This window comes from Flavobacterium sp. FlaQc-48, assembly GCF_044007335.1.
GTDB lineage: Bacteria > Bacteroidota > Bacteroidia > Flavobacteriales > Flavobacteriaceae > Flavobacterium.
The window spans coordinates 285552-298324 of the sequence record NZ_JBIPCR010000002.1 but is presented as its reverse complement, the minus strand read 5'-3'; the positions used below and the strand labels follow the sequence as shown (position 1 = coordinate 298324).

The window sequence follows — 12773 nt, the reverse complement described above, 5'->3', positions numbered from 1 at the left end:
TAAACTGGGCACTTTAGTCAAAGTGTCATTGTTTAAGCGGAACCCTAACATTAACTGAGTTGCTTCGGGGGCCTTCTGTATTATCGTCCATTGCTCCAAATAAAATCTTTGGAATTCCATTTTCGAAATAGAGCTGTGGACGTTCTAGCTTGGTTCCACTATCCCTTCCATTTTCCCATTTAAATGTTTTACCAACAACAAGTGGATGCTTTGCCGCCTGCCAATCTTTAGCGTCTTTAGAAACCAATAGAGCCAATGCTCCTTCCTGCCCGGTATATTTCCCTATCACATCCCTTACTATAGCGAAATAAAAATCATTTTGAAACCATATATAAGGGTCTTCTGCTATCATCCATTCTTTTTCCGCTGTTTTAAGCTCAAAGATGGGCTTGGCTTCCTTTTTGAATGGGCCAAACGGAGAATTAGCAAAGGCTACCCCAAACCTCACTTTTCCCCCTTTGAAGCTGTTACCTTTTTCAACCTCTTTATAAACAAGTACTACTTTATTGTCTTTACTAAAAGTTACAGCAGGATTAGAAACCATCACGCCATCATAGGCATTTATATCGCCAATGTCCAGAACGGGTTTATCTAACCGTTTCCAGGTGCCCGAAGGATCAGAGGCAACAGCTACACCAATTCGCTGATTGTTTCTATATTCCCACCAGGCATCGTCTTTTGCAGAAGGTGGATAATTGATTTTTCCGGTTCCTGTAGTACCCATGTAGTACAGGTAATATTTGCCATTTTTAAATAAAACAGTAGGATTGTGCGTGGTTGACCCGTCCCAGTATTTCCTATCCCTTGCTTTTAAAACAACGTTGACAAATTTGTAAGGCCCATTTGGATGATCCGCCACAGCATGGGCAATTTCCGAATCTGTGACCCATGCATAATGCCCCATTTTTTTTGGCCATCTGGAATAAAACAGATGGTACTTTTTATCATGACCTTTAATCATAGAACCACACCAGACAAAATAGTCCTTCTCAGAGAACACAGCATTGCTCGGCACCGGGCGCACCATAGCCCCAATATCTATATCTGGTGTACTTTGGCTTTGAGCAAATACCGGCTTTGCAAGCCCCAGCAGTAGCACAGCCATAAGCCTTAAAAAAGTAGTATCTTTTGATTTCATTGTTTTTTTATTAATTTGGTTTAGTTATATCTTATATTGTATTTAAACTAATGCTTTTACTCTTTTTAATTTTAATAGTCGAAGTTTTATTACCGTATCGGAGTTTGCATTCTCCTCCATTTCTGGAGAAGACTTTCACCTTTTTCAATTTACCTTCATCCCAAAATATATCCAGAACAAATCCACCTCTGGCGACCAGTCCGCTAACAGATCCCTTTTTCCAGGCTGATGGCAAGGCAGGTAAAAGTACAATCTCCTCATTTTGACTTTGCATCAAAAATTCAGCAATGGCAGCGGTATTTCCAAAATTTCCATCAATCTGGAAAGGTGGATGCGAATTGAATAAATTGGGTAATGTATTTTTCATGTAGGTCTCGTTCAGCAATGTAACGGCATGATCGCCATCTAATAATCTGGCCCAGAAACAGGTTTTCCAGGCTTTACTCCAGCCAGTCCCTCCATCACCACGCATGGCCAGGGTCTGCTTAGCTGCGGCAGCCAGTTTAGGGGATTTTTCCAAAGAAATCTGATTAGAAGGAAATAGTCCATACAAATGAGAGACATGACGGTGCTGGGGGTCTACTTCAGTATACTCATTTATCCATTCTAAAAGCTGCCCCTTTGTACCAATCTGCATAGGGGCAAGCTGGGCACGCTTTTCAAGTATCTGTCTGGAGAAATCTGAATCAACGCCTAAAATTGATGCCGCTTTTGAACTGATAGAAAAAATATCATAGATAATCTGGGTGCTCATCGTTGTTCCCATATCAACCGAATAAGGCTTTCCATCACTGCCAAGAAACTTATTTTCAGGAGAGGATGAAGGACCTGATACCAGCCATCCTTTTGTTGGGTGTTTTATCAAAAATTCATTATAGAATACCGCCGCGTCTTTAATCAGAGGATAGTTTTTTCTAAGAAAGCTGATATCATTTGTATAAAGATAATGCTCCCAGATGTGCGTACATAGCCATGCTGCTGCATCCTGGAAGAGCAAGTTTGCCCCTCCCCTTAACTCATTGACTCCCCAAGGCGTACTTCTGGTGCTCAATTCCCATCCATTTACGCCATAACGTTCCCTGGCAGACTTCTTTCCTGCTGGGTACATTCGCTGAATCTGTGCAAACATAGGCTCTGTAAGATCAGAAAGGTTGGTGACTTCTGCAGGCCAGTAATTCATTTCAAAATTAATATTGATAGTAAAATCGCTAAACCAGGCTGGTTTGAAATCCTTATTCCAGATCCCCTGCAAGTTGGCAGGTAATCCCCCCGGCCTGGAACTCGATATCAACAGGTATCTTCCGTATTGAAAATAAAGGGCATTTAAATCATTATCCGCTTTCGCTTTTAAAAGTCGCTCATCAGTTGGAAGTGAGCTGTATTGGGATTTCCCCAAATCTATTTTTACACGATCGAAATAGTATCTATAATCTTTTACGTGGGCTGACCATAAGTCCTGATAGCTTTTTGCTGAAGCCTTGCTAATTAACTGTTCACAACTCAACATCGGGTCTTTCTCCCAGTATGTTGTTGTGGCAGAAAGCAAGATCAAAACTTCATCTGCATCCTTTACACGCAATTTTGTACCTTCTGTAGTTAAACTACCATTTCGCGGTATGATTTTTAAATAGCTGTTAAATTTCGAACCTCCAAAATCGTTGCTTCCATAAAGAACAAGTCCGTCTTTACCCTTTGTCATCACCTGTGCCCCTTTGGACCTGCTGAGCTCCAGTTCAAAACTAATCTTTCCCTTCTGGTTACTGCCAAGCTTTATGACCATTACCTTTTGCGGCGCACTAATAAAGTAAGACCTGGTATAGGTGGTATTACCAGAGATAAATTTCACTTCACTGGTTGCATTACCAATGTCAAGTGATCTGGTGTAATTATTTACAGGTTGCTCAAGTGGCGAAAATCGAATAAAAAGATCGCCCAAAGGTTGATAGGCTCCATAGCGAGGATCATTAGGCGTAGTAAAATATTTTTGTGAGAGTCTTTCTGCTTCTGCATGATTTCCCTCAAATAACAGACGTCTGACCTCGGCAATTTTACCTGGCATTTCTTTATTATCGGTAAAATGGTATTGCCCCGACCACATACTCGATTCATTCAGATAAATATGCTCTTCATCCACCCCACCAGAAACCATAGCTCCCAAACTCCCATTTCCCAATGGCAAAGCTGCATTCCAAACCGCAGCAGGTTTGTTATACCATAGGACATTGCCCGGATCGCCTTTTCTATCTGCTGCTTTTGACTGTGTCACGCAAAAAAATAAGGCAGCCATATAAAAAAAACTGCTAAAATTTTTACTTATTTTCATTCTAATAATTATTATTTATTATTTATATCAAGTGGAATAGCCACTATAAAACTTTTCTTCTGCTTGTCCATTACAGCGGCAAAAAATACCTTAGGTATACCTTTTTCAAAATAAAGCTGAGGTCTTTCCAGACGAGTAACTTTCTCAATTCCAGAGACCCATGGTATCTCTATTCTGGAAGCTAGTACGTTTTTTGCTGGTTTCCAGTTGATGGCATCATCAGACTCAAATAAGGCTACCGAGAGTCCCTGTCCGGTAAAAGAACCTTGAATGTCTTTTACCAGTGCCCAGTATTTATTATTTTGAATCCAGATAAACGGATCTTCAGCAGCAAACTTAACCGATTCCTTCATAAATATTGGTTCAGGAAGTTTTTTAAATTTACCATCAGGTTTACTCGAAAACGCGACTCTATGGCTAACCTTCCCTCCAAAAGGAGCGGGACCATGGCCAACACTTTTGTAAACCATCGCATATTTACCATTTTTAAGTCTGGTCACTGCAGGATTAGCCACCATTAAGGAATCATATCCAGGAGAAATATCAATCAATGGCTTATCAGGTCTTTTCCAGGGGCCCAAAATAGATTTAGATACAGCAACACCTATGCGTTGGTGATTCCGGTTGTCCCAAAACTCGCCGGTACCATAATTCCCTGTATAATAGAGATAATACTTTTTACCAAATTTATGTATCGTTGGGTTGTGCGTCACATCAGCATCCCAATACTTTTTCGACCGCTTTGGCAACACCACCTTTAAAAATTTATAAGGACCAAGTGGGTTTTTAGCAACAGCTAGCGCAACTTCACTATCTGTTACCCAATTGTTGTGTATCAGGCTGTCCGGCCAGCGGCTGTAAAACAAATAATAATTATTGTCCTCCCCTTTGATCATACTTGCACACCAAACCTGGTAACCAGGATCAGTAAATTTAGCACTAGCAGGTACCCTTTGAATCCATTGATTAAAATTGATATCTTGTGAAAAAGACACCAACCAAGAGCAACAGATTAAAACTGTAAAAAAAAGTCTATTCATTTCTTAAAATTTATATCTTGTTTTTTATTTAAAATACATTATTGAATCCAACTGTAGGAACCATTATCATCCAAAAAAAAACGGAAATGCTCCCTATGCAGCGCAGCAAATCCACTATTTGCAGATTATCTTACAAGTTCGAGTCTGGCATCACTTATTTTTGCATTTTTTGGTATAGCTATGGTTACATAATCAAAATCAGATCTGTTTACCTCCAGCTCTTTCTGCTGTCCGTTAAGTAAATAACGAATCTTATAAAAAGAGCCATTTGTAGCTGGCTTACATACAAATACAGCTGATTCTCCTTCTGTGATTACACCCTTCAATTCAGGTGTTCCTGTTGATGCATTTAATGAAGGGGTTGTGGTGATTACTTCGCTCCAAACCGAAAGTTCTTTTTGACCTAACCCCTGGGGTGCAACAGCTACCTGAATATAATATTTGGTACCATTTTTTAATCCTTCGAGATGAAACATTCCAAACACCCTGCAGCTGATGCTTTTCCAGGAACTCTTATCATTCAAATCAGTACCATACCTCACCGTATAGTAGAAATCTGAGTAAGTATACCCCAAGCCTATATGTACTTTTCCATCATCAGGTTGTACCTGCCAAATTACCGGTGGTAATTTTTGATAGCCATTTTCTGTACTAACCGACACCACTTTCGAATTACTTTTACCTGCAGTATTACGGGCAACAAGAGTCAATTCCAATGGAACCCCTGGCCTTACTCCCTCAATATCTATATAGTGGTCAATAGTTGAATAGGACTCCTTTTGCTGCCCACCCTGCTTATAGCGCAAAAAATATTCATCCGTAAAATCGTTCTTGTCAAATACCACCCGGATTTCGCCTGGTGCTTTTAATATTTCTTTGATTACCGGAGCTGGCGGTGGCACTAAATGGATTACAGTGTCAAGTACATTATAGCCGGTGGGAGATAGCAATGCAATTTTCAAAAAAGCTGCGTTGCTGTTTTTTTCCCATTCAAAGGTCTTGTTCAATTCACCGCTGCCTGGCAAAATCTCAGGTAAAGATATAATACCTCCTCCGGCTGTTTTTTCATCTTTTGATCTGAGCTCCCACAGCAACGAATAATCTTTTAACTCGAACGAGGGTATGTCTGCTTTTGCCCTCGGCAATATACTCACCGAAGCTGTGGCTTTATTATCCTTGAAGGATAACTCAGCTTTTAAATTCTTAACCGGCGCGTAAAACCGGCGCACCTGATGATAGGCTCGTTTCTTATTTCTATAAACATCTATAACACCCCATTGGCGGTTTTGGTGCATAGGCGTGGCGGTTTCCAAGTTAGGAGCCTTATACAAACTTCTGTAATCATTAAATGTCCATACCGAATAACCAAACAAATTTTCCTTAGCAGTAACTTTATCCACAAGCATAGAGTTCCAACTGGTATTGTTTGGTGTACCGTATAAAAGGTTCGTTTTATACGCCCCGTATTCAGACATAAAAACAGGCTTATCTGGATAGCGCTTTTTGAGTTTATCTACAGCTTTTTCAAACCCCTCGCCCTCTGTGTATTTATTGATCATAATAAAATCACAATACTGCGCGGCATCATTATTCTGATAATCGGCTGTATTGGATACATATAAAACAAAACGACTCGGATCAAGGCTGGTTTTGATATACTTAATAATACCTGATACATATTCATTTACCTTTGGATGAGTCACTAAATTCCCCATTTCATTCCCCACACTCCAGCCAATAACCGAGGGATGATTGAACTGCTGTTCAATTAATTTTTTAGCAAATATTTTTGGCTGTTCTGCCTCGGCAGTCAAATAAGGAGACCAGTTATTGAATTCTGAAATACTTAATATTCCTTTTTCATCCAAATAGTCCATTACATCTTCTGGTAGTGGACGGTGAGACAAACGGGCCATATTAGCGCCAGCCATTTTCATCAGGTCTATATCTTGTTTATACCGCCATTCTGGAAGCATATTACCGGAAGTCCGATCATCTGCAACCCAGTTATAACCGGCAAGACGTACCGATTTTCCATTGAGTTTGAATTGATAGCCCACCAGTTCAATCTTACGGATTCCGAACCGATCACTATATCCATTCTTAAATCCGTCTTTCTTAATTACTGTTAGAGTTGATTGGTAAAGATTAGGATGATCAAAATCCCATAACTTAGTTTGCGATCTGTTCAGTTTATAAGAAATTAAACTTTCAACAACGGTGCCAGGAGGCAATTTTACCACAGACGGTGCAGTAGTCTTTACAATAGTTCCCTTAAAGTTGATAGCTGACATAATTGATACAGACTGAACCGAATCCGAAACATTTTGAAGAAATACTTTAACATTTACCAGTGCGGTACCTTTGGCAAGATCGGGCGTACTGATAATTTCCTGCCGCTGAACAAATACAGGATCTACAATACTCAGCACTACTGGACGTCTAATTCCTCCCCAATTGGTATAGGCCCCAAAAACTATAGTATTGTCTATCAAAACGGCAAGTTTATTCTTTTTACCTTTCTTCAACAATGAACTTACCTCAAAACGTTCCACATAATTACCAGCCTCTACGCTGGCTATTTCCTGACCGTTCAAAAACACACGGTAACTCATGCTCACAGCTCCGAATTCCAAGAATACATGCTTCCCTTTCTGAATTTCAGGGCTTTCAAAACTTGTTCGGTACCAGGCTTTGCCAAAATATTCTGCATACTGGTTGAGCAGTTCCCAGCTTCCCGGAACTTTTATATCCTCCCAGTAAGCATCATTATAACTACTTTGATACCACTTTTGGTCCAACCCCTGATCCAATTGGTCGGTCTTGAATTTCCAGATGCCGTCTAAGGTAATTCTTTGCTCTCCATCGGTGAAATCACCGGCATAAGTTATCCCAAGGCCACAAACGGTTAAGAGTATTACCAATAAAAATCTATTTAGTAACATATTTATATTTATTTAAGAATAAGTGTTAGTTCAGCAGGTTGCTGGTTTCTCCATATGCTGGCCATTGTTTTGCCTTTCCACATCACCTGTTGTACTGCAACTATCAGGTCTTTTACATTCAGCACCGGGTTAGTATTTACCGAGCGGATCACGTCTCCTTCTCTCAATCCACTTTTGTAGGCTAAGCTTTCAGCCTCAACTTTAATTATCAGGATGCCATCTCTATCAAGTAAGCCTGCTGCCGATTGCTCACCAAGGGATTCCACATTTTTAATCGAGGCGCCATTCCAAAACACTATCTCTCCCGCCTTTTCTGGTTCCAACAACTTAATGCCAGAGATAAAAGGCCTCGCGGCCTTGGCCTTTAAGGATTTACTGGTCACTCCAAAATTATCCATTGGAAAATTCTTAAAACCTATTGAAAGTGCCCCTGAACCAGGTTTTACATTATAAAGCCCATTTTTTTCATCAACAAATAAAGGATCTCCACTTCTACTATTTAGATCAGTACCCCTGGCTTGTGCACCTAAAAGTCCTGCTTTTTGTATAAAGAAATTGTTATCCACATCAGTACCCCAATCGTTTATCCTCACAGGAGCGTATCCCGAAGTAACAATATTATGTTTAAAAACGTCCTTGCTGCTCTTATACCAAGCATGAGGATGAAAAGTATTGTTAACCAAAACATTATTCTCTACAATTCTGCTGTATCCTTCACGAAGTTTTAATCCTCCGTTAAGGCATACATTATTATAGATTTTATAGTTTGTACTTCCGTCATCCAGATCAATGTCCCATCCATGGGCGCAATAAAAACGATTGTTTCTAAGTGTTATCGGCTCAATGACATCTAAAAACTGTATCCCAGGATTTTTCTCAACCAAAGAATCAACAGCTGATACCGCAGGTAACCAAAAGCGGTCACGGCCCCAGGAATTGAATGCGCCATGGTCCCCGGTTTCTTTCACGGAGTCAAAAACATCATTGTACTCGATAAGATGCCCTCCCCAGCAACCATCTCCAACATTAATCCCTGCTCGTGGTACATCATAAATGGTATTATGACTTACTTGTATGTTCATGGACATACTAATTTCAATTCCAGCAACCTGCTTTTCAATTTTGCCAATAGCATGGATCAGGTTGTCCTCTGCTGAACAATCTTTAGGATATAAGTCATTTTTTGGTCCAGGCCGCATATCCATTTGGGGTACCGGTACAAACGCTTCATATTTAAATGATGCTGATCTTACTGCACTTGTATCTCCCACAAAAGCGATAGCATTTCCACCGATCTGGTGAATGTAATTATGCTTAATGGCTACCTGACGGTTAAAACCACTTACAAATACAGCATTTCCGCCCAAATTTTCAAACTCACATTTTTCGACATTGACATTTTTCCCACCTTTAATAAGGATCGCCCCACCGCGGTAAATTCTCCAGTCACTCCTTAAGAGCGGTTCTTTGGTCAGCATAAAGGTCCTGTTTGTCCCTGTAAATACCAGATTGCTGATCAGTACATTTTTTGCCGGATCCTTTGCAGTTCCCGAAATTGTGATGATTTGATCTAAGACGGAAATTTCTGTTAAAGCGCTGGCAAAATTTGTCCCTTCAGGGGGATAGAAATATAAATTTCCTTCATCAGCATTATAGTACCATTCTCCCGGTGCATCCAGCTCTTCGAATATGTTCTCTACAAACCGGTATTTGTTATGCATTTTCGATGGCCTGTTGTTTTGCCATCCCCCTTCTAAGAGCAACTCCCCTTTGTTATCTTTACCTTTTATCTGGTAATGAAAATCACCCCATTCTCCCTGATGTAAAGCATGTATGTACCCACCCTTTGGGTTAGCCCATTTGCTAACTCTATCCTTGCTAAAAGCATCGGAAGCGGTTCCATTATACACCCGGGCATTACTGTCAAAATTCGGATATCTTGCCTGGGGCATCACTTCCTTATTTACATAAAACTGATCTACAGATTTACCTTCTCCGATACTAGCCCTTAAAATCTTGCCTTTATAAGGTTGCCATACCGTCTCGACGGGAATTGCACCGGTTAATACCACCTTTTCATTTTGATACCCACTAAGGGTAAGAAAGTGATCTTTTAGCACCGCTGGAGTAATTTCAATGGTTCTCTTCAGGTGATATCTACCCGACCTTATATAAATGGCTACGCTTTTGCTTTTGGATTGGCCTACTTTTTCTAAAGCTTTCTCAATAGTTTTAAAAGGAGCAGTGATTGTTCCGTTATTCTTATCATTTCCTTTTAAAGATACATAATAGGAATTATGTTGTGCGCTGGCACTGTTTAGAATGCTAAAAAAAAGCACAAGTGATCCGTAAATAACTCTGCATTGTTTTGATAAAATATTAATCATCATTTTTTAATATATATTTCTATTGATCTCTTTTCAGGCTTATTGCCAATACATTTGCTTTTTCATCATCTGTTTCTCCTTGGAGCAACAAAAGAACGAGATTCACATCGCCTGGGCATAAATTGAACCCTATGCTGTCTCTCGTTTTATTCTAATTCAATTTTTCTTTCTTTTAGTACTGTTTGCTTTTTAAGTTCTATCAACTCCTCTACATAATTGCCATAAACAGCGATCGCTTTTCCATTTTTAACATTGTAATAGGGCTCTGGGTACCATTTCTCTATCCATTCTTTTGATGCTTTAGAGATGTCTATTTCTACAGGTACACTGAATGCTATTATTTCAGGCTTAAGCACAGAATTGGAGTCAAGTCTTAAATAGTCAGCAGTTTGATACGGTGCTGCCCACTTATTAACTTTTGTTGGGTAAACATTGCAAAATTGGTACTTTTGATGTATCCATTCTTTACAATATTCGCTAACAAAAAGCAATACGTTTTGATAATTGCTAAAACCCGGAGCTCCGTAGTGATCATAAGCAATAAAGCTTATTGTGTCTTTTTTAAAGTTTCCGTATAGTTTTTCGATAATTTTGTACTGAGCATTAAATTTATAGTCAAGTGAAATAACATTACATATATTTTGTTCTTTCCCGCGATCTACCTTTATCTTTTCACCAATAAAGACAAAGTGACTGGGTTTTGTATCCTTGCACGCAATGTATGGCTCACAAACCTCTGGCTCAAGCAGAATTTTTATTTCACCCATTTTTAAAAGGTCCTTTACGCAATACACTTTAGAAATATGTTTATAGGATTGAAAAAACAGTGAATCACTCTTTTTGGCTTTGATTTCAAATTTTCCATCACTTTTAGCGAGCACTACCAAATTAGAATCTTTGCAAAGCTTAGCGTAATGCTCCCATTTGAATGATTTGTCTTTAGAGGCTCTTGCTAAAGTATCGTTCAAAATTACAGTTATCCAATTGCGCCCATGGGTAGTGTCCAAAGCAATCCCTCTCACTGTGATTCTTTGAGAAAAGCATAAAATATTTGACAAGAGCACTATTAAAAAAAGAAGTTTTTTCATAGAGTAGAATATAAAATTACAGCTCACATTTTTATATACTCAACCGAAGTACCGAAACCAAGTCATCCGGCGCCTTATTAGGGAGTTTAAGGACTGTGAAGTCAGTTGTTTGCTTCACCTCTATCTTAGCTTTTGTATCTGCAAGGAAAACTGCATTTTTTATTTTTGACTTCAATGCAGGTAATTTCAATTGGCCATCTTTTGGCCAGTTCAAAATGTGAATGTATACGCTACCTTTTTTGGTAGTGCAGCGCCAAGGAGCAGGAGTTGAAACGAATTTTGTTTTGCCATCCACTTGGGTATACTCACCAAACTCAGTTCCAAAAGCAGTACCACCACACCCGTAAATGGCTTCTCCATTAACTTTAAGCCATCCACCCATCTCCTGTAAACGTTTTATGTAGGGTTCTGTGATCTCTCCATCACCATTAGGAGCTATATTCAAAAGATAATTTCCATTCTTTGAAACGGCATTAACAAGAACATTAATCAGCTCACTGGTAGGAACAAAATCGGTGTCCCACTTTTTATAACCCCAACTATTATTCATAATTCCGCAATACTCCCAAGGTATTTTCGAATATAATGGATAGTCCTTGTTATCACCTCCACTCGAGTAATCCCAAAGACGCCCAATTTTGCTGTCCTTTCCCGTATATATCCTATTGCTCAACAATACATTTGGCGTAATACTGCGGGCCAAATCTGCTACTTTTTGGGCTCGTTCCAAGGTCATAGCCCCAGGAGTGTCAAACCATATTACAGCCGGCTGGTATTTTCTGCAAATCTCGGCAAGTTGTGGCAACCCTTTATTATTAAGATAAGCATCCATATCCCCTTTATATCCATTAAAGGACCAATTGTTGCCATATCCGTCAGGTTCATTCCAATCCTGTGCATGGGAATAATACACTCCGAACTTAATTCCCTGGCGATCACAAGCATCTTTCAATTCCCTCATAACATCCCTCTTAAAGGGGGTAGCATCAACAACGTTATAAGAGGAAACAGTACTTTTAAACATGGCAAAACCATCATGATGTTTAGCTGTTACAACAATATATTTCATACCTGCAGATTTTGCTAAAGAAACCCACTGATCGGCATTATACTTTGCTGGATTAAACTCTTTAGCGAGCTCACGATACTCCTCAATGGGAAGTTTATGTCCTTTCAGTGCCCATTCACCTCCGTAAACTTTTTTCCCTTTCCAGTATCCTTCCATGATTGAATATAGGCCCCAGTGAATGAACATGCCAAATTTATCATTACGAAACCATGCTATTCGTTCTTTCTCTTCCTTTGTTGGATTATAAGATCCTGTTGCCGGTCCGCCAAATTGCTCTAGTGTTGTCATTTCGCTAAATTGTGGCTCAGTTTGTTTTTGTTTACTGATCACTTGTGCATTAAAAGCTAAAGGCACTGAGAGCAAAAAAAATTGAATAAGTTTTTTTTTCATTTGATATTTTTTAGTTTAATAAGTAAGAAAAACGCCCTGATTGTCGGTAGTTTACCCTTATGTAATTTTATTTTTTCACAGCTCCCTTATAGGCAATACTGCTCTGCAATATTTAGTTAAATCCTAATACCAGATTTCCCATTAGGTTTTATATAATTTATACCCTGAACCTAATCACCGAAGTCTGCGTATCTACTGTCTTCTACTTAAGTTTCGCCTAAATACCGTCCACAAAGTGCTATACCATCTATTGGTGTTTTTGAGTTTGCCAGAATAGCTACGTTTATTTTTTTTAACTTCTATGCAGTTAATTTCAATATGCCCTGCTTGGCCAGTTCAAAATGTGGATAAACAGTTTACTTTGCTTGGTAATGCAGCGTCTATCGGCCGCAG

At 39.3% G+C, this 12773-nt stretch carries 7 protein-coding genes; all 7 read right to left on the bottom strand.

The window, feature by feature from the left end:
• Nucleotides 1–25 precede the first annotated feature (25 nt).
• The 7 genes from ACHRWY_RS04455 to ACHRWY_RS04425 all read right to left on the bottom strand — a co-directional run bounded on the left by ACHRWY_RS04455 (nucleotide 26) and on the right by ACHRWY_RS04425 (nucleotide 12380).
• A complete protein-coding gene (locus ACHRWY_RS04455) occupies nucleotides 26–1138 on the bottom strand; it encodes a glycoside hydrolase family protein (protein WP_395352926.1) in 1113 nt (370 codons plus the stop codon).
• A gap of 31 nt (nucleotides 1139–1169) precedes the next feature.
• The gene (locus ACHRWY_RS04450; RefSeq protein ID WP_395352924.1) at nucleotides 1170–3404 is read right to left on the bottom strand and encodes a glycosyl hydrolase family 95 catalytic domain-containing protein; all 2235 of its coding nucleotides are present in this window, start codon (nucleotides 3402–3404) and stop codon (nucleotides 1170–1172) included.
• 68 nt (nucleotides 3405–3472) lie between these two features.
• Nucleotides 3473–4501 (bottom strand): glycoside hydrolase family protein, encoded by a 1029-nt coding sequence (locus ACHRWY_RS04445; RefSeq protein ID WP_395352922.1) that lies wholly within the window; start codon nucleotides 4499–4501, stop codon nucleotides 3473–3475.
• Nucleotides 4502–4626: 125 nt separating this feature from the next.
• Entirely contained in the window at nucleotides 4627–7446 is a 2820-nt protein-coding gene (locus ACHRWY_RS04440; protein WP_395352919.1) for a glycoside hydrolase family 2 protein, read from the bottom strand.
• Nucleotides 7447–7454: 8 nt separating this feature from the next.
• Entirely contained in the window at nucleotides 7455–9836 is a 2382-nt protein-coding gene (locus tag ACHRWY_RS04435; protein ID WP_395352917.1) for a right-handed parallel beta-helix repeat-containing protein, read from the bottom strand.
• A gap of 143 nt (nucleotides 9837–9979) precedes the next feature.
• Nucleotides 9980–10921, bottom strand: coding sequence for a hypothetical protein (locus ACHRWY_RS04430; protein WP_395352915.1), 942 nt, complete (start codon nucleotides 10919–10921; stop codon nucleotides 9980–9982).
• 31 nt (nucleotides 10922–10952) lie between these two features.
• A complete protein-coding gene (locus tag ACHRWY_RS04425; protein ID WP_395352913.1) occupies nucleotides 10953–12380 on the bottom strand; it encodes an alpha-L-fucosidase in 1428 nt (475 codons plus the stop codon).
• Between the last annotated feature and the right edge of the window lie 393 nt (nucleotides 12381–12773).

Coding starts and splice junctions, on each gene's coding strand:
- ACHRWY_RS04455 (WP_395352926.1), bottom strand. CDS start 1,138: ATGAAATCAAAAGATACTACTTTTTTAAGGCTTATGGCTGTGCTACTG.
- ACHRWY_RS04425 (WP_395352913.1), bottom strand. CDS start 12,380: ATGAAAAAAAAACTTATTCAATTTTTTTTGCTCTCAGTGCCTTTAGCT.
- ACHRWY_RS04430 (WP_395352915.1), bottom strand. CDS start 10,921: ATGAAAAAACTTCTTTTTTTAATAGTGCTCTTGTCAAATATTTTATGC.
- ACHRWY_RS04445 (WP_395352922.1), bottom strand. CDS start 4,501: ATGAATAGACTTTTTTTTACAGTTTTAATCTGTTGCTCTTGGTTGGTG.
- ACHRWY_RS04435 (WP_395352917.1), bottom strand. CDS start 9,836: ATGATGATTAATATTTTATCAAAACAATGCAGAGTTATTTACGGATCA.
- ACHRWY_RS04440 (WP_395352919.1), bottom strand. CDS start 7,446: ATGTTACTAAATAGATTTTTATTGGTAATACTCTTAACCGTTTGTGGC.